The sequence below is a fragment of the uncultured Tateyamaria sp. genome (assembly GCF_947503045.1).
Lineage (GTDB): Bacteria > Pseudomonadota > Alphaproteobacteria > Rhodobacterales > Rhodobacteraceae > Tateyamaria.
The window spans coordinates 1,062,533-1,084,985 of record NZ_CANNCF010000002.1 but is presented as its reverse complement, the minus strand read 5'-3'; the positions used below and the strand labels follow the sequence as shown (position 1 = coordinate 1,084,985).

Sequence of the window (22,453 nt, the reverse complement as noted above, 5' to 3'; positions counted from 1 at the left end):
CGATTTATTGTCTCAAATTTTGGTCGTAGAGAGCAGTCGGCTGCATCCCTAAATCCTTAGCAACAGAAGGAGATATGACATGGAATGGATGCAACTGATCCCTGAAATTGCAAATTCGGCGGCTGCCATAGGTAGCTTTGTTCTCGGCCTGATCATTTACTTGCAGGGCAAAAACAAAGATCGTGCCGACCAGCCAGATGACTGCACGACAAAGTTCGACAAAGAAGAGGCTGATGGAGCGGACAAGAGCAAGGGGTGAAATCTTGCGTCTATGCGCCAGGTGAAATGCCCCCTAGTGCGTCAGCCCCCGATCCATCTTGACCTCACGCTCCTCTAGCTCTGTCTCAACCTCTCTTCGGCGGCCTTCACTAATTTCAAGCTGGTCTCGAGTTGCGTGCGCAGCCTCGCGTAGTTCGAGCCCTCGCTCAACAAGCCGTGCAACGCAGCCACGGACGCCGTTTGCGATTGAATGAGCACTGACACGCAGGCGGCCAATCCATCCATCTGGTTCTGCATCCTGGTCGTCGAGCGTGCCTCTAACCCGCTCAATTCCTTTGCTGAGACCTCGCAGGCCGTTACCAACCGCTCGACGCAGGCGAGCAAGTCGCGTTCCAAGGCTGTCAGGGGTGTCGTCATCTAATCCTCCTCGATCTTGATGCAGGTCACTGATCTGCCGCCCAGTGTGCAGGTCCTCAGCCGCGTCTTGGTCGGATCCAGCACCAGCCAGGTCCCATCCTCCCTGTCGATCCGCGTCAAGCCCAAGTCCGTCATCTCTGAGCTGGCCAGCATCAGCGTCCAAAGCAAGCTCGCGGCCATCATCGAGGCGATCCCCGCCAAGAACATCCCCGTGATCAGCCAGGGCGAGATGGTCAGCCAGCTCTTGTTCTGTCGCAGAAAGGTGCGGGTATCGATCTCGATTGTACGCTGCGCGTTGATCGCAATGCTGTTCAAATCGGTCCTGAAGTTCTCCAGCTGGGATGCCATCGAGGCGGCGTAGTCCTGGCGTATCGTGTCCAGCTCCGCGTTCAACTTCTCGCTCAGCCGTGTCGGCTTGCCAGTTTTCATGGAAAATCTCTCCTTTTAGACGCCAGCGTTCGTCCGTGTCCGGATCGCGGGCGGTTAGGTATGCTTTGCCGACGCGCGGTAGGTCGTAGCCCGCGTCTGTGAGAGCATCGATCATCGTGGCGCGGTCGGTGATGAGGCCGACGCTGATCTGGTCTTGCAGCCACGCGTGCAGCTCGTCGCGCCCGTGCGCTCGGGTTGGGGTCTCGATGGCGTCACGGACTGCTTGGGTGCGCTCCAACTCCATCGGATCGGCCCAGCCGTGGCGCTGGTTCATCACATCGCGCAAACTGTCGAAGGCTTTCTCATAGCCCGGCGGCGCGATGTTCAGGCTCCGGCCAGAGGTCAGCTCCAAGCGCGGCGTGCAGAAGTGAAGCTCGACACGGTCTTCGTGGGTATGTCGGACCCAGAGGACCTCATATTGCGTCGGGTCCAGCCCCGCGAAGGCCAGACGCTCGAACTGATCCATGACCTCGGCCTGCTGTTCCTCGGTCGGGGCGTCGGTGGCGGCAAAGCTGATCACCCCCGCTCGGTAGGTCCATTGGTGGCGACTGGCGTCGATCAGCGCTTCGGTGCGCTCGGGGTTGCCGCGCAGGACCTCGGGCAAAGGCTCGCGGGTGACCGTGATCGGCTGGCCGTCTGCATCGCGGATCAGGTCACGGTTGCCGTCGTAAGCCAGCACCTTGTCCGCGACGAGGTAGCCAACCGGACCAGCGCCCGCGCCTTTGCCGTTGCGGAAGAACTTGATCAGCATCGGCGCGCAGCCTCGACGATCTGGGCCAGCTGACGCTCGATGGTCAGCAGGCGGCGAGCAACGGTCAGCGCGTCGAGGTCAACGCGACCCGCCAGCATCGCGCGGTTCAGCCAGCGGGCGATCTGGTTGAGGTTCCCGCCGATACGCCCGACGGCCAGCACCAGCGCCGGATCAACGCGGGGGATCGGCTTGCGACGGCGAGCCTCGGTCAGGCCAAGCGCCTCGCGCAGCAGGGTCGCAGCGGGCAGTCCAGCAGCCTCGGCCTTGGCGCGCAACTGGGCCTTCTCTGCGGCGGTGCACCGGAAGACGAATGTCTCGGTCAGCGGCTCTTTGGAGCGGGCTTTGCCTGCGCCGGTGGGGTTCGAAGGGGAGGCTTGCCGCCCCTCGCAAGGTCCCGTGTCAGCAGCGCCAGCGTATGACATGGGTCGCCTTGCTGTTTGCTCTTCGGTCGGATCGGAAGCGGTCATGATCTGAGGCCAGCGGCTTGGATTTGGGCCAGCGTAACAAGCTTCGACGCCTGCAATCCGTCGATCTGCTTTGCCGTGATGTGCTTGCACATCGGGCTGCGGTCCCTGATCCAGCAAGCCAACCGCGCATGGTGATCGGCTTGTATCACCTTCGCCTTCTCTCGGTCTTTCGCTTGCCTCTCGACATAGGCCTGCCAGCGCCGCGACTGAAACCAGTTGTCGGAAAAGCAGACCTTGGATCGGGTGAACCCTGCACTGTCGGTGGCGTAGGCTTGGACCGCTTGCAGCAAGTCTTCCCGTGCAATCCCTTCCTTGATGGCCTCTTCGATCTGGGCAAGACAGGCCGCTTTGCCGCGTAATCGGTCGGGTGGATAAGGCGCCAGAATCTTCTCGGCCTCTTCATCCCTCACCGTCTCGCGCTTGCGCGTAGGTGGTTTATGGATGGTTTCAGGATGGTTTGGGGGCCGTGGTGGCCCCGGTACCCCGGCCACAGTGGCCCCCGTACCGGGGCCAGACTGGACGGGGGCCACTGTGGACCCCGTCTGAATCTCTGGCTCCAACGTAGGTTCCAGCGCCTCGACCTTGGCCAGGTCGATCCGGTAAACGACGGTAAAACCGTTTTTGCAGGTGCGTGCGCCGGTCTCGACCAGAATGCCTTCTTTGAGGAATTCGCGCACGGTTCGTTTGACGGTGGTCTCTCCAAGCTCGGTGTGCCGCTGGATCGTTCCCTTCGAACACCAGATGCCTGAGCCATCGTCGCTCGCCTTATCTGCCAGAAACATGATGATCTGCTTGCGTGTTGCGCTGCCGAACTTCCGTTCCGCGCATGTGTTCGCAACCCGCCAGCTCATTGGATCGCCCCAAAGTGCGCAAAGACGTGCGAATTTTGTACAGGTTTTGTACGAGATTTCCGCCGTTTCAGCAGAATTCGGCCCGAAAGCTCGCGGGACTTTCTGCACGCTTCTGCACAAAGCCCTGTAAATAAGCCATATTTTTCAGGTGTTTTTGGTGACCCCGGCAGGATTCGAACCTGCAACCTGCCCCTTAGGAGGGGGCTGCTCTATCCAGTTGAGCCACGGGGCCGCGCGCCATTCCATTACTGCGTCTCAGACCGCTTGTCACCCGTGACCAGCGGCCAATACGCGTTGAGACTCTTGAAATCCCTTGGCATTTGGCGATAACTCAAAGGGTCACAAATTCGAAGGATTGACGTTGACCGATCGCGCCCCACGCCCGCTGACCCTGCGCGATGTTTCTGCTGCATCCGGTGTGTCCGAAATGACCGTCAGCCGGGTGCTGCGCAACCGGGGCGATGTCAGCGAGGCGACACGTGCCAAGGTGCTGGCTGCCGCCAAATCGCTGGGCTACGTGCCCAACCAGATCGCGGGTTCGCTGGCCTCTCAGCAGGTGAATCTCGTGGCCGTCATCATCCCCTCGCTTGGCAACATGGTCTTTCCCGAAGTGCTGACGGGCATCAATCAGGTGCTGGAAGACACGCCGCTGCAACCTGTGTTCGGCGTGACTGACTACATGCGCGACAAGGAGGAGCGGGTGCTTTACGAGATGCTGTCATGGCGTCCTTCGGGCATCATCATTGCCGGGCTCGAGCATTCGGATGCCACCCGCGCGATGTTGCAAAACGCTGCCATTCCAGTGGTCGAGATCATGGATACAGACGGAAATCCTGTCGACAACATGGTCGGGATTTCGCACCGCGCCGCCGGGCAGGACATGGCCCGCGCGATCCTGAAACAAGGCTATTCGCGGATCGGGTTCATGGGCACGTCGATGCCGCGCGATCACCGTGCGCGCAAACGCTTTGAGGGGCTGACAGAGGTGCTGGCCAAGGCCGGGATCGAGATCGAGGCACGGGATTTCTATTCGGGCGGGTCGGCGCTGGCCAAGGGCCGCGAGATGACCAAGGCGATGCTGGACGAGAATCCGGACCTCGATTTTCTCTATTATTCCAATGACATGATCGGTGCGGGCGGATTGCTGTACCTGCTGGAGCAGGGTGTGGATGTGCCCGGGCAAATCGGGCTTGCCGGGTTCAACGGGGTCGAATTGCTGGACGGGCTGCCCCGTCGCCTTGCCACCATGGACGCCTGCCGCCTGGACATCGGGCGGGCAGCCGCCAACATCATTGTCGAGCGTCTGGCCGGATCAACCGAGCCGCAGCATATCACGCTAACGCCCAAGATTGCCTATGGTGACACCTTGCGTCGCCAACGGCGGACTTGACCCCGTTTACCCTAAGCAACAGCGCGGCGCGGCGCGTTTTTCTGGATCGCCATGCGTTGTCGGAAACGCCGGTAGGCGTGGCCAAGGGTGACGATCTGCTTGGCCTGATCGAGCGGCTTGGCTTTGTGCAGCTTGACAGCATCAACACCGTTGCACGCGCCCATGATCTGATCCTGTTTTCGCGCAGGCCACGGTATCGGCCAAAAGCGTTAAAGCTTTTATACGAGCGCGACCGGGCCCTGTTTGAACACTGGACCCATGACGCCGCCATCGTTCCGATTGCGTTTTACCCCTACTGGCACATGCGCCGCCAGCGCGACGCTGCCCTGCTGCGCAACCGCTGGAAGAACTGGCGGCGGGACGGGTTCGAGTCGCAGTTTCAAGCCGTCCTCGACATGATTGCCGAGCGTGGTCCGGTCTGTTCGGCGGATGTGGGTGAAGGGGAAAAGCGCGGGTCAGGCGGCTGGTGGGATTGGCACCCGTCCAAGACAGCTCTGGAATATCTGTGGCGCAGTGGCGCGTTGAGCGTGGTCAAGCGGCAGGGCTTTCAGAAATACTATGACCTGACCGAACGGGTGATCGACCAGACCACCGCCGGAAATGCCCCGGACGAGGCCGAAACCATCGATTGGTGCTGCCGCGAGGCGCTGAGCCGTCTGGGCTTTGCCACCCATGGGGAACTGGCCGCGTTCTGGGCTCATATCACGCCCGCAGAGGCAAAAGCGTGGTGCGCTGAAGCGCTGGCGGCGGGCCGCATCATTCAGGTCCTCGTCACTGGTGTGGATGGGTCCGAGCGCCCGGCCTATGCCTGGCCCGACCTGCCGGACTGCCCAACCCAAACCATTGATCCGACGTCGCGCCTGCGGGTTCTAAGCCCGTTTGATCCGGCCTTGCGCGATCGCAAACGTGCCGAGCGGCTGTTTGGTTTTGACTACCGGATCGAGATTTTCGTGCCCGAACCAAAGCGCAAATACGGCTATTACGTCTTTCCCCTTCTGGAAGGCGACCGGGTCGTCGGGCGCATTGATATGAAGGCGTTTCGGGCCGAAGACACGTTGCGGGTGCGCGCCGTGTGGCCCGAGAGGGGCGTGCGCTGGGGCAAGGGGCGTCAGCGCGCGCTGGAGGCAGAACTGGACCGCGTGCTGCGACTGGCTGGTGTCGAACAGCTGGTCTATGACGACAATTGGCTGCGCGACCCGCTTTAAGCAATTGCGCGTCGGGACAGAGACGTTACGTTCGCCTTATGCAAACCGCTCAGATCATTCCGACCATACGATCCGTTGGCCTGAACGGCCTGCTGGTCACGTTTGGCGACACGGCAACGGATGCGGCAAACCGGGCGGCCATTGCGTTTCGCAGTGCTGTGGATGCGCAGGCCTGGCCGGAAATCACCGAAAGCAGCAGCACGCTGGTGTCGGCCTTTTTCCGCGTGGACCTTTCAGAACACGGGTTTGACGGCTTGCGGGACCGGTTAAGTGGCATTTTGGACGGGCAAGACTGGACATCGGTGTCCCTGCCCGCCGGGCGCACTTTGTGGACCATTCCAGCCGTCTTTGGGGGCCCCCGCGCCCCGCAACTGGCCGAGGCGGCGGAGGCCGCAGGCCTGAGCGCAGCACAGGCCGAAGCGGACCTGACCTCGGCCCGGCTGCGCGTTCTGACGTTGGGATTTGCGCCCGGCCAACCCTATCTTGGCACGCTGGGCGAGGCGTGGAGCATTCCGCGTCAGGTCGGGCTGACCCCGAATGTTCCGGCGGGCGCTCTGGTGGCCGCGGTGCGGCAGGTCTGCCTGTTTACCAAGGACACGCCCACTGGCTGGCGCCATGTGGGGCAATCTGCCTTTGCCTGTTTTCGCCCCTTGAGCGACACGCCCTTTCCGCTCGCCCCCGGTGACGAGGTGCAGTTCACTGCCATCACGGCGCAGGAGCTTGCGCGCATTGAAGCCCACAACGCGGACGGCGGTGGTGGTGCGCTGAGTGAGGTGCTGGAATGAGGGGGCTGGTTGTTCAACAGGCCGGGCCCGCGATGGCGCTGCAAGACCTTGGCAGGCCTGGGTTTTTGGCCGTGGGACTGACCTGCGGTGGGGCTGCGGATGTGCGCGCGGTGCACGAAGGGGCGGCCCTGCTGCGGCAAAGCCCGACATTGGCCGTTGTCGAAATGGTGGGTACCGGCGGCACATTCGAGGCCACGCAAGACATGCGCATCGCCCTGACTGGGGCCGTCATGACGGCACAGATCGACGGCAGCGCGGTGGCGTGGAACGCCAGCCATGCCCTGCCCAAGGGCGCGAAGCTGACCATCGGCCCGACCCGGTCCGGCACCTATGGCTACCTGCATGTGGGCGGCGGATTTGCCGGTGAACCCGTGCTGGGATCCCGCGCCACGCATCTGTCCTGCGGCCTTGGCGTTCTGGTGATGCAGGGGGATGTACTGCCCGTCGGCCCTGACAAACCAGGCGACGTTGGCATGACCCTGACCCCCGAGGCGCGGCTGAGTGGCGGGACGGTGCGCGTAGTGCCCAGTGTCCAGACCGAGGATTTTGATGCCGCGATCCGCCAACGCTTTGAAAACACGGAATTTCGCCGCGACCCCCGCGCCAATCGGCAAGGCATCCGGATGGACAGCGACGGTGAGGGGTTTTCGAACCCCAAGGCGCTCAGCATCGTGAGCGAAGTCATTGTGCCCGGCGACATTCAGATCACCGGGGACGGCACGCCCTTTGTGTTGATGGCTGAATCCCAGACCACGGGCGGCTATCCCCGGATCGGCACCGTGTTGCCCTGCGATCTGCCGCGTGTGGCGCAGGCGCCTGCGGGGGCGGATGTGCGCTTTGCCTTTGTCACACTGGAGGATGGGGCCGCCATTCAGGCCCGCGCCAATGCGGAGCAGGCCAAGTTGCCCGGCACGGTGACCCCTTTGGTGCGCGATCCTGCCACGATGCAGGATCTGTTGAGTTATCAATTGGTTGGTGGTGTGGTCTCGGCCATGCACTCGGACCTCGACGAAGGAGAATAGCGACATGCAAGTCGATCTGAACGCGGATATGGGCGAAAGCTTTGGCCCCTGGACCATGGGCGATGATGCGGCCCTTTTGCACACGGTGACCTCGGCCAATATCGCCTGTGGCGCCCATGCGGGCGATCCGGATGTAATGGCGACCACCATGGGCATCGCACTGGAGCGCGGCGTCGGGATCGGGTCGCATCCGGGCTTTGCCGACATTCAGGGCTTTGGCCGTCGCCGCATTGATATGCCGCTGAAATCGCTGCAGAATTCGATCCGCTGTCAGGTGGGCGCAAGCCTTGGAATGGCCCGCAGCCTTGGGGCCGAGGTGCGCCATATCAAGCTGCATGGTGCGTTGGGGAACATGACCTCCGAGAACGAGGAGATGGCGCGGGGCTGTTACGAGGCCGCCCTGTCGGCCCATCCCGATGCCATTGTCATGGTGCTGGCCGCCACGGCGCAGGAACGCGCAGCGCGGTCGCTGGGGGCGCGATTTGCCTGCGAGATTTTCGCCGACCGGGCGTATAACGCCGATGCCACGCTCGTTGACCGACGCAAACCCGGTGCGATCATCCATGATGCTGATCTTGCAGGCAAACGCATGGTCGAGATGGTCAAGGCGCAGGCCATCATCACCGAGGACGGCACCCGGATCGAGACGCCCATCGACAGCATTTGCTGTCATGGCGACACGCCCGAGGCTGTGGAGATTGCGGCCAGTGTGCGGCGCATGCTTGAGGATGCGGGGATCGCGGTGAAGACGTTTGAGGGCCGCACGGGATAGCGCACGCGCAACAGGTTTCCGGTGCCGCAACAGGTACGACGCGAATCGAGGCGTTAACGCCATAAAAAACAGGCGAATCCGGCATGCACGGCGCGTGCACAGGGCGTACACACCCTGTGCACCGTAAATGCACGCCACGCGTGGTTAACGCAGCGCGCGCTGCCGTTTCTTAATCAAAGGTAAAAGGCGCAGGACACCTGCGCCTTACGTCCGTAAGGCGTACCTGTGGCGCGCCCGGGTCAGACCAGATCGGCGTCTGTCATGATCTCGACCAGCGCCGGGCCGTCCACATCCAGCGCCTTTTGCAAGGCCGCCTCAATGGCGTCCGAAGACACCACCTTTTCCCCATGCGCGCCGCAGATCTTGGCAAAGGCCGCAAAGGACGGGTTGTGCAGGTTGGTCTCCCAGACTGGCCATTCGCCTGAGCGCTGTTCCTTGGAAATCTTGCCAAGCTCGCCGTTGTGCAAAAGCACATGGGTGATGTCCATGCCGTATTTGACGGCCGTGGTCAGTTCCATCGGGTATTGGCCAAAGCCGCCGTCGCCGGAAATCGAGATCACCTTGCGCCCTTTGAGCCAGTCGAAATCCTGTGTCGCAGCCCAGGCCCCCATTGCGGCGGGAAAGCCAAAGCCGATGGAGCCGAGATAACCTGACATCAGCACGCGCTGGCCCTTGGTCTCAAAGTACCGCCCGAAGGAGTAGGTGTTGTTGCCCACGTCTACGGCAATGACGGCGTCCGCCGGTGCGATACGCGACAGGGCGGCAAAGATGGCGGCGGAGTGGATGCCCTTGGCGGTTTCCTCGCCCAGCCGGGTCTGTTTCTCGTCTCGCCAGATGGCCCAGCGTTCGGCCAGTTCGCTGATCTGGTCCGGGGCGCCCGCAGGCCGCTTAATGTTTGGCCCAACCGCTTCGCAAAAGGCGCCGATTTCGGCCCAGATGGGCAGGGTCACGGGGTGGAACTTGCCCAGTTGCATCCGCTCGAAATCGACCTGGATGATCGATTTGGATTTCTCGATCCCGGTGTGGTTGGAAAAGGAGGTGCCGAGGGTCAGGATCAGGTCAGCCTCGTTCATGAACCAGCTGGCGATGGGCGTGCCGGAGCGACCCAGCACACCCGCAGCGTTGGGGTGATCGTCCGCGATCAGGCCCTTGCCCTTGAACGTGGTGAGCACCGGCGCGCCGAGATCGCTCGCCAGTTTTGTGATCGCCTCCATATGATCCCAGGCGCCGTGACCGGCCACGAGGATCGGGCGCTTGGAGCTGTTGAGCAGGTCGAGCGCGTCCTTGACGTCTGTATCTGCCGGTTTGATCACGGCCCGCCCCATGCGCCCGTCGGGCGTGCTGGCGGGCTTGTCTGACGGGTTGGTCTGCATGTCGTCAGGAAAGATCAGGTGCGCGACGTCCTGTTCCACCAGCGCGTTTTTCATCGCAAGCGAGACCAGTTCGGAGTGGTTCGAGGTCGACAGAACCGTCTGGCTGAACCGGCTGACGGCGGCAAAGGCCGAGGCCAGATCGATGTCCTGAAACGCGCCGGGACCAAAGACCTGCGTTTGCACCTGCCCGGTGAGCGCCAGAACCGGCGCGCGGTCGACCTTGGCATCCCAAAGCCCGGTCAGCAGGTTCGTGGCGCCGGGTCCTGCGATGGTCAGGCAGGCCGCCGGATGGCCCGTCAGCTTGCCATAGGCCGATGCAGCAAAGGCCGCCGCCCCTTCGTGGCGGATACCGACGAATTTCATCTCGCCCGCCTCGACACGCATCCGTATGGCGTCAGCCAGACCGAGGTTCGAGTGCCCAACCATGCCGAACACATGTTTGACACCCCAGTTGACCATGCTTTCGGCCATCTGGTCGGACACGGTGCGCTGGTGCGGCGGCTCGGCCTCGAGCCCCACAAAAATCTCGTCATCTTCAATTTTGACCGGGTAGATCGTCTGGCCGGTGTCCTCGTGCCCGCCCGGCGGTTTGCCGGTCAGCGGGTCGAAATCCCAGCCGTGCCACGGGCAGCGGATCCAGCATTTGCCACCCTCGCCGCGCTCGATCGAACCCTCACCCAAGGGTCCGCGCTGGTGTGGGCAGTGGTTGTTCATCGCCGCCCATTGGCCGTCGAAATGCGAGAGGCAAATCGATGTGGTGCGGGCGGTGACGGTCTTGACCCGTCCTTCGGGCAGGTCGCCGGTGTGCCCGACGCTGATCCAGTCCAGAGTGTCGGTCATGTCAGTCCTCCGAATGGCACGCCCGAGATGTCGGACATGTCCTTTTTCCATGTGGTCAGGTCGCCTGCGTTGAACTTGTTCAGATGGTCGTGGCCGCAGGCGCGGGCCATGACCTGCATCAGCTCGGTACTGGCCTCGAAGAAGTTGGCCAGTTGCCGGGCGGATTTTTCGACGATCAGGCGGCTGACCAGATGCGGTTTTTGCGAGGCGATCCCGACGGGGCAGTTGTTGGTGTGACAGGCGCGCATGGCGATGCAGCCGATGGCCTGCATGGCCGAGTTCGACAGCGCGATGGCGTCGGCCCCGAGGGCGAGCGCCTTGACGAAATCGGCCGGTTTGCGCAGGCCGCCGGTGATGACCAGCGTGACGTCCCCCCGTTCGAGCCGGTCCAGATGCGCGCGGGCACGGGCCAGTGCAGGGATGGTCGGCACCGAGATATTGTCGCGGAAGATGATGGGGGCCGCCCCCGTTCCGCCACCGCGCCCGTCGAGGATGATATAGTCCACGCCGACCCTGAGGGCCGCGTCGATGTCCTTTTCGATGTGCTGGGCGCTGAGTTTGTAGCCGATGGGAATGCCGCCGGTGCGGTCGCGGACCTCGTCGGCGAAATCCTTGATCTGGGACGGGTCCGTCCAGTCAGGAAAGCGAGCGGGGGAGATCGCGTCCTGACCTTCGTCCAGCCCGCGCACTTCGGCGATCTTGCCGTGAACCTTGTTGCCGGGCAGGTGCCCGCCAGTACCGGTCTTGGCCCCTTGCCCGCCCTTGAAATGGAACGCCTGCACCTTGTCGAGCTTGTCCCAGGAAAAGCCGAAGCGCGCCGAGGCGAGTTCGTAGAAGTATTTGGAATTGGCCTCTTGTTCTTCGGGCAGCATGCCGCCCTCGCCCGAGCAGATGCCGGTGCCTGCGAGTTCCGCGCCGCGCGCCAGAGCGACCTTGGCCGGTTCGGACAGCGCGCCATAGGACATGTCAGAAACAAAGAGCGGGATGTCGAGGCGCAGGGGTTTTTGTGCGTTGGGGCCGATCACGACCTCTGTGCTGACCGCTTGATCGTCGAGCAACGGCGGTTTGTGAAGCTGCGCTGTGAGGATCTGGATGTCGTCCCAGTCCGGCAGAGTATGGCGCGGCACGCCCATGGCATCGACCTTGCCGTGGTGGCCGGTCTTGGACAGGCCGTCGCGCGCATATTGCTGGATCAGGCCGGTATGGGGTTCTTCCTCGGTTCCGTGGGACGTGTCGGCATAGAGGCCCAGATAAGAGTCGCGGTTGAAGGGTTGCGGGTTGTCGTGGGCCCAGGCCGTGATTTCATCCGCATCGACGCAGATGCTGTCCCCTTCGAGCCAGCTTTTGAACTTGGGCAGCGCCTCGTCATTGGCGTATTCGGATACGCCGCTGTCCAGCCGGTAGTCCCAGTCGTGCAATCCGCAGATCAGGTTATTGCCGCGCACGAAACCATCCGACATCAACGCGCCGCGATGCAGGCAGCGGCCATAAAACACCGAAATCTCATCATCAAAGCGCACCACAACCAGATCGACTTCACCCACGATGGCATAGGCCGGGCTGCGATCCTCGAGCGTGGACAGCTGCGCCACAATTTCTTTTTTCATTCTGTCGTCCCACATTTGGTCATTGGAACAAGGTTGCACAGGTCAGGGGGCAAAGCATATCACTTTTCTTAACCCTTCTATTCTGACAGACCGATCAGATGGCCCGCGCGCGCAACGTGTCTATGGCGGCCTCAAATCGGGTGGCATCCTCGGCGGCGCGCGCCATGATTTGCGCGCCCTCGACCGTGGCGAGGGCGGCATGCGCCTCGGCCCTTGGCGTGGTGACACCGCGCAGCGTGCCATCGTGCAGGGCCAGCCGAAACACGGTTTCGAGCCATTGCGCGACATCCGCGTGAAAGCCTTCGAGCTGGGCGGTGCTGTCCTTGGGCAAGGCGGTTTGCGTCACGCTGAACGCCACGCACAGGCATAAAGACCGCCCGCCGCGCATGGCGTCGCGGTAGAGGTCCAGAAAGCTAAGCAGGCGCCCAGAGGCGCGTGGTTCCTGCGCCGAAATCTCGGCCAGGCGCTCCATGAACACGCCGCGATAGCGGGTGATGAGGGCCAGCGACAGATCGGCCTTGGTCTTGTAGTGATGGTGGATGGAGGCCTTGCGGATACCGACCTGCGTGGCAAGATCGCTGTAGCTGAACCCGTCAAAACCACGGCTGCGCACGAGATCTTCGGCGCTGTTGAGCAAGGTTGTCTTGGTGTTCACGGTATTTGCCTACTACTTGGTATACTGAGTTGTTCTCATTTTTCTTGAGCGTTGAAAAAGAAATCTACCCTGTATCTTGCAAGATTTGTATATTCCTCTACCTTTTGGTAGGCAACCCCACCGGAGGCCCATGATGGAACTGAACGCCGATTTTACCAAAGATGTGCGCATCGCCTATGACGACAATCCGTGGCGGGCGTCGCCCGGTGCCGGAGTGGAACGCAAGATGCTGGATCGGATCGGCGACGAGGTGGCGCGTGCCACGACCATCGTGCGCTTTGCCCCCGGCAGCGCCTTTGCCCCGCACACCCATGACGGGGGCGAGGAATATATCGTGCTTGAGGGTGTGTTTCAGGACGAGGACGGCGATTTTCCGGTTGGCACCTATGTGCGCAACCCGCCAACCTCGCGCCACACACCCGGGTCAGAGCCGGGTGCCACGATTTTCGTCAAACTGTGGCAGTTCGATCCCGAGGACCGCACCCATGTGCGCATCGATACCAACGCCGTGGACACTTCGGCTGATGTGTCGCGCACCGGTGTTGAGACTGCGACCCTGTTCGAGGACGCGCGCGAGCATGTCCGCCTCGAAGTCTGGGCGGGTGGCACACAGCATGTGTTTGCCGCAGAGGACGGCGCGGAAATCCTGGTGCTGGAGGGCGCGTTGCGCAGCGGGGACGATCAGATGGGACCGCGCGATTGGCTGCGTCTAGCGCCCGGGTCACAATCGGACCTGACCGCGGGTGCCGAAGGGGCGCGCCTGTGGGTCAAGACGGGCCATTTGCGTCAGATTGCCGAGAAGTGAAACGGGCCCTTGTTCTGGGCGCCGGTCTCGCCGGGTTGACGGCCGCGCTGCGTCTGCATCAGGCGGGCCATGCGGTCACCGTGCTTGAGGCGCGGCACCGCGTGGGTGGCCGAGCGTTGAGTGTGCCTGTGGGCTCAGGCGGGATTGATCTGGGGCCCTCGTGGATCTGGCCGGATTATCAGCCGATGGTGGTGTCCCTGCTGGCCGAATTGGGGCTGCAAATGCTGCCTCAGTTCGAGGACGGTGATTTTCTCCATGAGCTGCATGGCCAGACCCGGCGGGGTGTGTTCGCGCACCGTTACAGTGACGCCGCCCGTGTGCGCGGCGGGGTTCAGGCGCTGGCGGACGCCTTGGCGGCTGCGCTGCCAGAGGGTGCGATCAAGCTGGGGCAGGTTGTGGAGGAGGTTGATCTGTCGGGCACGCCGCGGGTGACTGCGACAGGCGGCACCGTATGGGATGCGGATGTGGTGATTTGCGCGGTGCCCGGTCCGATTGCGGACACGTGGACGGTGACTCCGGTCTGGTCGCGCGATCTGCGTGCGGCCTTTCACCAGTGGCCCACGTGGATGGCCGCCCATGCCAAATTGGTAGCGATCTATGATCGCCCCTTTTGGCGCGAGGCCGGGTTGTCGGGTGGCGCGGTCAGCCAGCTTGGTCCGCTGGTCGAAATCGCGGATCAGAGCGATCCGGAGGCGGGTGCCTTTGGTCTGTTTGGTTTTGTCGGGGTGCCGTTTGAGCATCGCGCTGATGCGGGGGCGTTGAAGGCGGCGGCGCTGGAGCAATTGGTGCGTCTGTTTGGGACGCAGGCAGGTGCGCCTGCGGCGCTGCACCTGATGGATTGGGCGGATGAGCCGTTCACTGCGACTCCGGCGGATCGCGTGCCACCGCACGGGCATCCACCTTATGGCGTGCCCGCCTTGTCCCGCCCTGTTGAGGGGCGGTTGTTCTTTGCCGGGGCTGAAGTATCCGCGCGCAATGGCGGGTTGATCGAAGGCGCGGTCGAAACCGGAACGCGGGCAGCGCATGAGGCGGCTGCGGCCCTCGTGGCCTGAACGCTCAGGGGCCGAAGACCGCTTTGAATCTGTCGATCGAGGCTCGGAACCCGGCCTCGAATTCACCGTTACCGGGGTGATAGACGCTTTCGAAGGAAATGACGCCGTCATAGCCATCAGCCCGTAATGCGTCGGCCATGGGCTGGAACAGTGGGCCGAGTTGCCCTTGCCCGAATTCTCGCACTTCAAGCGTGGCGCGCGGGGTGTCGACCTGCACATCCTTGATGTGGATGTGGCCAAGATAGCCGTCCCTGACCTCTTTATACCCGTCCGGATAGGCAAGTTCGTGGCACCAGCAGTTGTTGGCCGGGTCCCATAGCACTTTGAGCGTGTCCTTGGCGTTCAGCTCGTCAATCAGGCGGCGGGCGGTGTAGTTGGAATTGACCATGGTCCCGTTGCCGGTTTCGATCACCAGCGTGAGACCCGCCGCGCGTGCGAGGTCAACGGCAGGGGCGATCAGCGGCGCGGTTGCGTCCCATGCGTCATGTGCCACGTTCCATTTCTCGGCCCCGCCCGAGCCCCAGAGGATCTGTTCCTTTTTCTGGGTCATGATCCGCACCAGCGGGCTGCCGACGATATGCGCCATGTCGATCACCCGTTTGAGGGCGTCCATGTGCTGTGTGTGCAGCGCATCCCCGGGGCGGTTTTGAGAGGTCATGCCCGCAAAGATGTGGCGGCTGAGGCAGCTGACCGGCTTGCCCCGGTCGCGCAGCAGGGTGTCGATGTCCTTGATCTGCTCTGGACTGTGGTCGCCCACCTCTGCGTCACCGACGAATTGCAGCTCTGCATAGGTGAGGTCAAATTCGTCCATCACATCAACGGCATGGGACAAATCTCGGCTGATCCCGTCAGTGATCACCCCCAGCTTCATCGTGTGACCTTGGCCGCGTCGCGATGCAATTCGGCGCCCACGATCTCTTCGATCACGCGGGTGGCGACCCAGTTGTCGCCGGTGGGGTGGCGCGTGCGCCCGGCGTGGAAAACCTGCATCGCGGCGGCGGCGGTGTGGAGGGGGACGCCCAGTTCCTCACCCAGCGCCATCGAGATCGTCAGGTCCTTGTGCATGGTGTTGATGTGGCTGCCTGTGCCGACAAACTGGCGGTCGATGATCTTTTCCAGCGCGTTGTTGGTGATGCCGGAGCCTGCCGATGAGGTCGAGAACACGTCGAGGATCACCTGGCCCGGCACGCCCGCCTTGGCAGCCAGTGCGGCGGCCTCGAAGGTTGCCGAAAAGATCGACCCGATCAGCGATTGCAGGCAGGCCTTGACCACCTGCCCTTCACCCGGCGCCGTGCCTACGTGGTGGATGGAGGCCGACACCGCCTCGAGCACCGGCCTTGCGTCGCCCAGCACATTGTCTGGTGCTGCCGCCATCAGGGTCAGCGTGCCGCCCTGTGCCCCCGGGTAACCACCCGACACGGGGCTGTCGATCAACATGAGCCCGGTGTCTTTCAAGCCCTCGCCAATGGCGCGCGCCTCGGCCGGTTTGATGGTCGAGGTCAGCAGGATTGTCCCGCCTGGCGCCATCGCACTGGCGAGCCCACCCTCGCCCAGGATTACCTCATGCGCTTCGGCCCCTTTCATCACCATGACGAATACATATTGCGCGTTTGCCCCCACCTCGGCGGTCGTGGCGGCCATTTGCCCGCCCATGTCGCCAAAGGCGCAGTGGCGGGCTTCGATCAGATCGCGCCCCCATGTTTCGAACCCGTTTGCGATCAGGTTTTTGGCCAGCCCGCTGCCCATGTCCCCCAATCCGATCACACCTACTGATGGCATCAGATGCCTCCCCTCTTGGTCACAATGTCAGGTGGGGTTTCACGTCAGGCGCGGACGCCGGGCAGGTCCAGAAGACACCCCCTGCCCTATCGCGGCGCGCAGATGCGCGCGAGGGAAAGAGTAGCACAGCTTGCGCCAAAAACAGCCGCGAATTTTCTAAGGGATATCGACCGCTGTGCCGGTTTGGGCGGCCTGCTTGATCGCCTCGATCACCTGCACGGCGCGCAACCCGTCCTCGGCACTGACCAGAGGTGCGGCGCGCCCTGCAATCACTTCGGCAAAGTGCAGCAGTTGCGCCGAAAGCGGGTCGCTTGTGGGCACTGGAATGCGGGTCTGGTCGATGGGCGCCCACCAGTCCGGGCCGTCCTTCTGGCTCCATACGGACAGGTTTGGCAGAGCGAGAGAACCGTGTGTCCCACCAATCAGATAGCTTGACTGATCGGTCTTGGGATAGGCCGGGTTTTCCCCGGCGGTCAGCTCCCAGCTCCACGGTCCAAGGGCGGTATCGGACAGGTTCAGCGTGCCCAGCGTGCCACTGGCAAAGCGCAGGATGGCGACGCTGACCTCTTCGGCGGCGGTGCCGCGGATGCGGTTGCTTTCCAGCGCCTGCACTTGCGCGATCGGTCCGCAGAGATACATCAGCACATCCACATCGTGGATCAGGTTGATGAAAAGCGGCCCGGCCCCTGCCCCCTGCCGCCAGTCGGCGTCGTAATAGTGATCCGGCTTGGGCAGCCAGCATTGGCCGTGGACCGTGGTGAGCGTGCCCAAAGTGCCTGCATCGATGATCTCTTTCGCCTTGGTGATCAGCGGGTTGTAGCGGCGGTGGTGACCGACGAGGATGGGAACACTTGCTGCGCTTGCCTTGGCCACCAGCGCCACGCCTTCGGCAGCGCTGCCGGTCAGGGGTTTTTCGATCAGGATCGGGCAGTTGGCACTGATCAACGCCTCGGCCATAGGGGCGTGCAGGGCGTTGGGCACGGCGAGGATGATGCCGTCGGACTGTGCGGCGAGGTCCGAAAGGTCGTGGGCGCGCGGCCAGTCCATTTCGGGGACTTCGGGGTCCAGAACCGCCGAGAGCGTTACCCCGGGCGTGCGCGTGATCGCGGCGATATGCTGGCGGCCGATCAGCCCGGCGCCTGCCACGCCGATCCGCGTCATGGTTGCCATCCGTGATAGAGCGGATGGTCAGGCGGCAGCGGCAGGGTGACGGGCGCGCCGTTGCGGTGCGATGCGTAAATCGCCGTGACCAGCGCGATGGAGGCGACACCATCCGCAAGCGTCACTGCCGCGTTTGGCTGGTCCTGCAGGGCCTTGGCGACTTCGGTCAGGAAACCTGCGAAACCCGATGCGCCGAGGGGCGTGTCCCGCACGACCTGATCCACTTGCCCCTGCTGGTCTGGGTCTCTTGCTGTAAAGGTCCACGCGCCCTCGCCCGGAGCGTACGGATTCGTATGTGACGTTGCGGTTAGGTGCTCGTAAACGAAGCGCAGGCGTGTTTCGTCACGCGCGTTGCCCAATGTGATTGAACTGGCGGCCAATGCGCCGCCTTCGAGATCGAACAGCAAGGCGGCGGTGTCTTCAGTCTCAATCGGGTTGACGAGGGTGGCGAGACGTGCGGTCACGCTGGTGATCGGTGCCATGAAATGGGACAGCAGATCGTGGGCGTGGATGGCGTGGCCGAGCACCGCGCCGCCCTGTTCCCCGGCCCATGTGCCACGCCACGGGATGGCGTAATAGTCCGCGCCCCGGTTCCAGTGCGTTTCCAGCGCGGCGGCGCGAGGCGCGCCTGTCAGACCGGCAGTGCGCAGGGCGGACAATTGGGCAAAGGCCGGGCCAAAGCGGTATTGAAACACGGGGAATACCTGTTTGCCTGCGGCCTGTGCCGCCGCTGCGATGGCATCGACCTGTGCAAGCGAGGTGGCCAGCGGCTTTTCACAGATCACGTGTTTGCCCGCTTCCAGCGCCTTGATCGCCACCGGGGCATGCAGGTGCGGCGGCAGGCAGATGTCGATCAGGTCGACGTCGGCCTCAAGTGCTGCGTCGATATCGGTGAGGCCGATGATGGTGTCCCCGCACAGGGTCGCGCGCCTGTCGTCATCCTGATCGGCGAGGTGGGTGACGGTGAATGCCTCGAGCGTCTGATAGGCGTACAGATGTTGCGCGCCGATACCACCCCCAAGGATCGCGACGCGGATCATGCGCTGCCCTCTTCGGCCATCTGTTGGGCCTGCAATGCGAGGTCCATCACAGTAAAGCAATGGGCCTGCGTCATCGCCGTTTCCGTGCGGTGGGCGATATCGTGGGCGAGGCGTTCGAAATAGGGCAACCCCGCCTCGCACGCGTCGATGGTTTCGCAACGGCTACCATTGGCGAGGATCAGGCTGTCCGTGCCAGCGCGTCCGCCGACATCGACGTATTTGCGCAGCTCGATATAGCCCTCGGTGCCCAGCAGGGTCAGCCGTCCGTCACCCCAATTGGGCAGGGCGTCGGGCGTGTACCAGTCCACGCGGATATAGCCCGAGGCGTGATCTGAGCGCAGCGACACCTCTCCGAAATCCTGCAGGCCGGGATCGTTTGGGTTGGCATGATTGGCGACATGGGCCATCGTGACAGTCGCGCTGTCCGAACCGGTGAAGTGCAGGAATTGGTCGATCTGGTGCGAGGCGATATCGCTCAATACGCCACCGTATCTTTCACGTTGAAAAAACCAGTCGGGCCGCGTGTCGCGGTTCAGGCGGTGCGGGCCGAGGCCGGTGGTGTGCACGACCCGCCCGATGGCCCCCTCTTGCACCAGTTGATCGGCGAGGGTGACGCAGGGCACCTCGAATCGTTCGGAAAAGTTGATCGACCAGATGCGCCCGGTTTCGGCGACGGCTGCCTTGATCTGAGCAAGTTGAGCAAGTGTGGTGCAGCCGGGTTTGTCCGTCATCACGTCGTGACCGGTCTGCATGGCGCGGATCGACAGGGCGGCGCGGTCGGCGGGAATGGCCGACACCAGCGCAAGATCGGCGCCCGCGCCAAGGGCCTCGTCCAGCGTGGCAAAGCGGTGCAGATCGGGAAAGCGTTTGACGTAACCCTCAAGCGGTTGCGGGGTGCCGTCGGTCCAGAAGCCGAGGCAGCGTGCGCCGATCCGCTGCATGTTTTCGGTCATGCCGTAGATGTGGCGGTGATCCAGGCCGAGGGCGACAAAGCTGAGTGTCATGTGGGGACATCCGTCAGGGTTTGGGTGCGCGCAGCCTGTTCCATAGCGTGGATGACCGCGTGGACATGCAGCGCCTCGTTCAGCGGGGCCAGCGGGGCGGAGCCGTCTTGGGCGCAGCGCGCGAAATCTTCGATCAAGGACTGGTGCCAGCCGTGGGAAAAGGCCATCGGGTCGGCGCCGCCACCAGTGCCCGTGTCCGCATCTGGTGTCATCACGTCAATGCGCCCGTCATGCCAGCCGATCTGCAGCATATCGCCTTGCAGCAGCACCTGCGCGCGGCTTGTGGTCAGCGCGATGCTTTCGGCACCACCGGGATAGGCGGCGGTGCTGGCGCTGAGGATGCCGCTGGCCCCGCTGCGAAAGGTGAGCAGGGCGGCGGCAATGTCTTCGGCCTCCATCCGGTGCAGCGGGCTGGTGCGCATCTGCGCCTGCACCTGCGCGATGGGGCCTGCGAGCCAAAGCGCGAGGTCGAGGGTGTGGATCGCCTGATTGATCATCACGCCGCCGCCGTCGCGGTCGTAGCTGCCCCGCCCTTCGGCATCGTAATAGGTCTGATCGCGCCACCACGGCACGCGGATCTCTGCGTGGATGACCTCGCCCAATGCACCTGCCTCAAGCTGTGCCTTGAGGGCGCGGGAGGCGGCGCGGGTGCGGTGTTGGAAGCAGACGGCGGCGGGGACCTTGGCGTCAGCATAGGTGCCCACGATATCCTTTGCCGCATGCAGCGTCCGTTCCAGTGGTTTTTCCATAAGCGTCGGGATGCCTGCCCCGGCCAGTGCCGTTGCGTAGTCTGCACGTGCATTGGGCGGGGTGATCAGGATCGCCATGTCCGGGCGTGCGGCCAGCGCGTGTTCGATGTCGGTAAAGGCAGTGACGTCGTGGCCAACCGTGGCGCTGGCTTGCGTGCAAAAGGCCTGCGTTCGCACCGCATCACGCCCCAGAACGCCTGCCAGCCGCAGCCCTGCGTCGTTGTCGCGCAATGCCAGCACGTGAGTCTGGGCCACCATGCCCGCACCGATCAAAACAACATCCATCCTGATCCCCTCGCCGCGCTGCCGTTATTTCGGCAGGATAGCCCCCTTGTGGCCCACAACCTGCATGGCAAGGTCATGGCCTGCGCGCAGGGCGTTGGCCTGCGAGGCCCCGAGCAACGACGCCGCAAGGTAGCCCCCGTTGAAACTGTCCCCCGCCGCGGTGGTATCGACCACCGTTTCGGCCGTTGGAAAGTCGTAGGTCGCCCCTGTTTTCAGGCATTGCGGGCCAAGCGCGCCGCGTTTCAGCGCACCTGTGCGTCCCATGTCGAGAAAGCGGCGGGCGATATCCTTGGGGCTTTCTCCGGTGATTTCACCTTCATCATCAATTGACGGCAAGGCGATATCCGTGAGCGCCCACATCGCGTCATTGGCCATCTGCGCCGTGTCGGGATCAAGCCACAGGCGGGGGCGATAGTTGCTGTCATAACAGACCCGCCCGCCTGATTTTCTGAAGGCCTGAAGGAAACGCATCAGCGCCGTGCGCGTCGACGGAGACAGGATCGCCATGGTGATGCCAGAGAGGTAAATCACGTCATATTGCGCCAGAGCGACGAAATCCGGCCCCTTGTCGGTCACAAAGGTCAGCCGCGCCGCAGCACTGTCGCGCCAATAGGTAAAGGACCGCTCGCCCGCGTCGTCGGTGGTGATCGCATAAAGCCCCGGTGTGCCGTGCGGGTCGCGGTGAATGTACTGGGTGCCGATCCCTTCGGACGCGATGAAATCGACGATGCGGTCGGAAAACGGATCGGTGCCGACCCGGGTGATATAGTCAACCTCGAAGGTCGGCGCACTGCGCTTGAGGTAGATCGCGGTGTTGAGCGTATCGCCCGCAACCCCAACCCCGGCGGTGTTCCCCGCCATCGACAGTTCAATCATCGCTTCGCCAATTGCTGCGATCTTCATGTGATTTCCTTTCGGCTCGTGCGCCACCACACGATAAATCCAGAACAGACGATGATTGTGGCCCCCAGAATGGTCCAGCCATCCGGAACTTCACTGAACACGACATAGCTGGCAATGGCCAGATACAGCAGGAAACTGTAGGTGTAGGGCATCAGCGTATTGGCCGGAGCATAGGAGTGCGCCCGCGAGAAAATCTCGTGACCCGCCCAGCCCCAGATGCCCAGCCCGATCATCACCGCCCATTGGAACGGGGTGTCCGGCATGACCCAGACGTTGAGGGCGAAGGGGGCGAGCAGGATCGCGCCGAACGCACCCATGTAGAACTGCATGGTTTCGGCCGCCACAACACCTGATATCTTGCGGGTGATGATGGAATAGAGTGCAAGCGAGATCGCATTGTAGACGTTGAGCAGTGCAATCCAGTGGAACGCCGCATCAAAGGGGCGGATCACCACCAGCACCCCGACAAAGCCTAGCATGATCGCGCCCCACCGCCACGGACCAACCCGTTCCCCCAGCAGCGGCCATGACAACGCGCAGACGATGATGGGGGCCGAAAACATGATCGACCCGGTGACTGTCAGCGACAGGTATTTCAGCGTGATGAAGTTGAAGAGCGTGGCCGAGGCCAGCAGAAACGCCCTGAGCATCACCAGTCCCAGATGGTCGGTCTGGAAATTCGACCAGCTTGCCCCCTGCCGCAGCACCAGCAGGGTCGAGATGATGAAATGCGGCAGGTAGCGCATGAACGCCAGTTGGAATGCCGGCAGCCCGGCCAGCACCAGCCATTTGACCGACGTGTCGATCAAGGCAAAGAACGCGTAGGCCCCCAGCGTCATTGCGATGCCAAGGGCCGCGCGGTCCTGCTGTGCGCGGGCTGTTATGGCCAAGG

General features: G+C 63.1%; 22 protein-coding genes and 1 tRNA gene. 8 read left to right on the top strand and 15 right to left on the bottom strand.

The window, feature by feature from the left end:
• Window positions 1–79 precede the first annotated feature (79 nt).
• Window positions 80–259: a hypothetical protein gene (locus Q1A89_RS13720; protein ID WP_299729066.1), complete on the top strand. Its 180-nt coding sequence runs from the start codon at window positions 80–82 to the stop codon at window positions 257–259.
• A gap of 33 nt (window positions 260–292) precedes the next feature.
• Here Q1A89_RS13720 and Q1A89_RS13715 read toward each other — a convergent pair whose 3' ends face one another.
• From Q1A89_RS13715 to Q1A89_RS13700, 4 genes are all read right to left on the bottom strand, one after another.
• Window positions 293–1,816 carry a relaxase/mobilization nuclease domain-containing protein gene (locus tag Q1A89_RS13715; protein ID WP_299729063.1) on the bottom strand — a complete coding sequence of 508 codons (1,524 nt, stop codon included), beginning with the start codon at window positions 1,814–1,816 and terminating at the stop codon, window positions 293–295.
• Window positions 1,810–2,238, bottom strand: a complete 429-nt coding sequence (mobC, locus tag Q1A89_RS13710; protein ID WP_299729061.1) for a plasmid mobilization relaxosome protein MobC — start codon at window positions 2,236–2,238, stop codon at window positions 1,810–1,812. Before mobC ends, Q1A89_RS13715 begins: the two co-directional genes overlap by 7 nt.
• Window positions 2,239–2,279: 41 nt before the next feature.
• Window positions 2,280–3,065 carry a hypothetical protein gene (locus Q1A89_RS13705; RefSeq protein WP_299729058.1) on the bottom strand — a complete coding sequence of 262 codons (786 nt, stop codon included), beginning with the start codon at window positions 3,063–3,065 and terminating at the stop codon, window positions 2,280–2,282.
• Window positions 3,066–3,289: 224 nt separating this feature from the next.
• A tRNA-Arg gene (locus Q1A89_RS13700) sits at window positions 3,290–3,366 on the bottom strand.
• Between the two features lie 129 nt (window positions 3,367–3,495).
• Between Q1A89_RS13700 and Q1A89_RS13695 the strand changes: the two genes are divergently transcribed.
• The 5 genes from Q1A89_RS13695 to Q1A89_RS13675 are packed head-to-tail and all read left to right on the top strand — an operon-like array spanning window position 3,496 to window position 8,308.
• Window positions 3,496–4,524: a LacI family DNA-binding transcriptional regulator gene (locus Q1A89_RS13695; protein ID WP_299729055.1), complete on the top strand. Its 1,029-nt coding sequence runs from the start codon at window positions 3,496–3,498 to the stop codon at window positions 4,522–4,524.
• Window positions 4,521–5,729, top strand: coding sequence for a crosslink repair DNA glycosylase YcaQ family protein (locus tag Q1A89_RS13690; RefSeq protein ID WP_299729052.1), 1,209 nt, complete (start codon window positions 4,521–4,523; stop codon window positions 5,727–5,729). Before Q1A89_RS13695 ends, Q1A89_RS13690 begins: the two co-directional genes overlap by 4 nt.
• A gap of 38 nt (window positions 5,730–5,767) precedes the next feature.
• Window positions 5,768–6,514 carry a carboxyltransferase domain-containing protein gene (locus Q1A89_RS13685; protein WP_299729049.1) on the top strand — a complete coding sequence of 249 codons (747 nt, stop codon included), beginning with the start codon at window positions 5,768–5,770 and terminating at the stop codon, window positions 6,512–6,514.
• Window positions 6,511–7,536, top strand: a complete 1,026-nt coding sequence (locus tag Q1A89_RS13680; RefSeq protein WP_299729046.1) for a biotin-dependent carboxyltransferase family protein — start codon at window positions 6,511–6,513, stop codon at window positions 7,534–7,536. The genes Q1A89_RS13685 and Q1A89_RS13680 overlap by 4 nt, the downstream gene beginning before the upstream one ends.
• Window positions 7,537–7,540: 4 nt before the next feature.
• On the top strand, window positions 7,541–8,308 hold the full coding sequence (locus tag Q1A89_RS13675) for a 5-oxoprolinase subunit PxpA (RefSeq protein ID WP_299729043.1): 768 nt from the start codon (window positions 7,541–7,543) through the stop codon (window positions 8,306–8,308).
• Window positions 8,309–8,547: 239 nt separating this feature from the next.
• Here the strand turns inward: Q1A89_RS13675 and Q1A89_RS13670 are convergent, their stop codons facing one another.
• From Q1A89_RS13670 to Q1A89_RS13660, 3 genes are all read right to left on the bottom strand, one after another.
• Complete coding sequence (locus Q1A89_RS13670) at window positions 8,548–10,521, bottom strand: thiamine pyrophosphate-binding protein (RefSeq protein ID WP_299729040.1); 1,974 nt, start codon at window positions 10,519–10,521, stop codon at window positions 8,548–8,550.
• On the bottom strand, window positions 10,518–12,128 hold the full coding sequence (locus Q1A89_RS13665) for a glutamate synthase-related protein (protein ID WP_299729037.1): 1,611 nt from the start codon (window positions 12,126–12,128) through the stop codon (window positions 10,518–10,520). The genes Q1A89_RS13670 and Q1A89_RS13665 overlap by 4 nt, the downstream gene beginning before the upstream one ends.
• Window positions 12,129–12,222: 94 nt before the next feature.
• Complete coding sequence (locus Q1A89_RS13660) at window positions 12,223–12,783, bottom strand: TetR/AcrR family transcriptional regulator (protein ID WP_299729035.1); 561 nt, start codon at window positions 12,781–12,783, stop codon at window positions 12,223–12,225.
• A gap of 133 nt (window positions 12,784–12,916) precedes the next feature.
• Between Q1A89_RS13660 and Q1A89_RS13655 the strand changes: the two genes are divergently transcribed.
• Together Q1A89_RS13655 and Q1A89_RS13650 are read left to right on the top strand one after the other, a co-directional pair.
• Window positions 12,917–13,588: a cupin domain-containing protein gene (locus Q1A89_RS13655; protein ID WP_299729190.1), complete on the top strand. Its 672-nt coding sequence runs from the start codon at window positions 12,917–12,919 to the stop codon at window positions 13,586–13,588.
• Window positions 13,585–14,640 carry an FAD-dependent oxidoreductase gene (locus tag Q1A89_RS13650; RefSeq protein WP_299729032.1) on the top strand — a complete coding sequence of 352 codons (1,056 nt, stop codon included), beginning with the start codon at window positions 13,585–13,587 and terminating at the stop codon, window positions 14,638–14,640. The genes Q1A89_RS13655 and Q1A89_RS13650 overlap by 4 nt, the downstream gene beginning before the upstream one ends.
• Window positions 14,641–14,644: 4 nt before the next feature.
• Here Q1A89_RS13650 and Q1A89_RS13645 read toward each other — a convergent pair whose 3' ends face one another.
• From Q1A89_RS13645 to Q1A89_RS13610, 8 genes are all read right to left on the bottom strand, one after another.
• On the bottom strand, window positions 14,645–15,511 hold the full coding sequence (locus Q1A89_RS13645) for a sugar phosphate isomerase/epimerase family protein (protein WP_299729029.1): 867 nt from the start codon (window positions 15,509–15,511) through the stop codon (window positions 14,645–14,647).
• Window positions 15,508–16,419, bottom strand: a complete 912-nt coding sequence (locus tag Q1A89_RS13640; RefSeq protein WP_299729026.1) for an NAD(P)-dependent oxidoreductase — start codon at window positions 16,417–16,419, stop codon at window positions 15,508–15,510. Before Q1A89_RS13640 ends, Q1A89_RS13645 begins: the two co-directional genes overlap by 4 nt.
• Window positions 16,420–16,575: 156 nt before the next feature.
• Window positions 16,576–17,580: a Gfo/Idh/MocA family oxidoreductase gene (locus tag Q1A89_RS13635; RefSeq protein WP_299729023.1), complete on the bottom strand. Its 1,005-nt coding sequence runs from the start codon at window positions 17,578–17,580 to the stop codon at window positions 16,576–16,578.
• Window positions 17,577–18,620, bottom strand: coding sequence for a Gfo/Idh/MocA family oxidoreductase (locus tag Q1A89_RS13630; RefSeq protein WP_299729020.1), 1,044 nt, complete (start codon window positions 18,618–18,620; stop codon window positions 17,577–17,579). The genes Q1A89_RS13635 and Q1A89_RS13630 overlap by 4 nt, the downstream gene beginning before the upstream one ends.
• Window positions 18,617–19,624 (bottom strand): Gfo/Idh/MocA family oxidoreductase, encoded by a 1,008-nt coding sequence (locus tag Q1A89_RS13625; protein ID WP_299729017.1) that lies wholly within the window; start codon window positions 19,622–19,624, stop codon window positions 18,617–18,619. The genes Q1A89_RS13630 and Q1A89_RS13625 overlap by 4 nt, the downstream gene beginning before the upstream one ends.
• Complete coding sequence (locus Q1A89_RS13620) at window positions 19,621–20,658, bottom strand: Gfo/Idh/MocA family oxidoreductase (RefSeq protein WP_299729014.1); 1,038 nt, start codon at window positions 20,656–20,658, stop codon at window positions 19,621–19,623. The genes Q1A89_RS13625 and Q1A89_RS13620 overlap by 4 nt, the downstream gene beginning before the upstream one ends.
• Window positions 20,659–20,682: 24 nt before the next feature.
• Entirely contained in the window at window positions 20,683–21,561 is an 879-nt protein-coding gene (locus tag Q1A89_RS13615; protein ID WP_299729011.1) for a sugar kinase, read from the bottom strand.
• Window positions 21,558–22,451 (bottom strand): DMT family transporter, encoded by an 894-nt coding sequence (locus Q1A89_RS13610; protein WP_299729009.1) that lies wholly within the window; start codon window positions 22,449–22,451, stop codon window positions 21,558–21,560. Before Q1A89_RS13610 ends, Q1A89_RS13615 begins: the two co-directional genes overlap by 4 nt.
• Window positions 22,452–22,453: the final 2 nt, after the last annotated feature.

Bases quoted from the DNA above. Each gene is read 5' to 3' on its own strand.
- Q1A89_RS13665 (WP_299729037.1), bottom strand. From the start codon at position 12,128: ATGAAAAAAGAAATTGTGGCGCAGCTGTCCACGCTCGAGGATCGCAGC.
- Q1A89_RS13720 (WP_299729066.1), top strand. From the start codon at position 80: ATGGAATGGATGCAACTGATCCCTGAAATTGCAAATTCGGCGGCTGCC.
- Q1A89_RS13640 (WP_299729026.1), bottom strand. From the start codon at position 16,419: ATGCCATCAGTAGGTGTGATCGGATTGGGGGACATGGGCAGCGGGCTG.
- Q1A89_RS13670 (WP_299729040.1), bottom strand. From the start codon at position 10,521: ATGACCGACACTCTGGACTGGATCAGCGTCGGGCACACCGGCGACCTG.
- Q1A89_RS13635 (WP_299729023.1), bottom strand. From the start codon at position 17,580: ATGACGCGGATCGGCGTGGCAGGCGCCGGGCTGATCGGCCGCCAGCAT.
- mobC (WP_299729061.1), bottom strand. From the start codon at position 2,238: ATGTCATACGCTGGCGCTGCTGACACGGGACCTTGCGAGGGGCGGCAA.
- Q1A89_RS13705 (WP_299729058.1), bottom strand. From the start codon at position 3,065: ATGTTTCTGGCAGATAAGGCGAGCGACGATGGCTCAGGCATCTGGTGT.
- Q1A89_RS13715 (WP_299729063.1), bottom strand. From the start codon at position 1,816: ATGCTGATCAAGTTCTTCCGCAACGGCAAAGGCGCGGGCGCTGGTCCG.
- Q1A89_RS13630 (WP_299729020.1), bottom strand. From the start codon at position 18,620: ATGATCCGCGTCGCGATCCTTGGGGGTGGTATCGGCGCGCAACATCTG.
- Q1A89_RS13685 (WP_299729049.1), top strand. From the start codon at position 5,768: ATGCAAACCGCTCAGATCATTCCGACCATACGATCCGTTGGCCTGAAC.
- Q1A89_RS13645 (WP_299729029.1), bottom strand. From the start codon at position 15,511: ATGAAGCTGGGGGTGATCACTGACGGGATCAGCCGAGATTTGTCCCAT.
- Q1A89_RS13675 (WP_299729043.1), top strand. From the start codon at position 7,541: ATGCAAGTCGATCTGAACGCGGATATGGGCGAAAGCTTTGGCCCCTGG.
- Q1A89_RS13615 (WP_299729011.1), bottom strand. From the start codon at position 21,561: ATGAAGATCGCAGCAATTGGCGAAGCGATGATTGAACTGTCGATGGCG.
- Q1A89_RS13680 (WP_299729046.1), top strand. From the start codon at position 6,511: ATGAGGGGGCTGGTTGTTCAACAGGCCGGGCCCGCGATGGCGCTGCAA.
- Q1A89_RS13625 (WP_299729017.1), bottom strand. From the start codon at position 19,624: ATGACACTCAGCTTTGTCGCCCTCGGCCTGGATCACCGCCACATCTAC.
- Q1A89_RS13655 (WP_299729190.1), top strand. From the start codon at position 12,917: ATGGAACTGAACGCCGATTTTACCAAAGATGTGCGCATCGCCTATGAC.
- Q1A89_RS13620 (WP_299729014.1), bottom strand. From the start codon at position 20,658: ATGGATGTTGTTTTGATCGGTGCGGGCATGGTGGCCCAGACTCACGTG.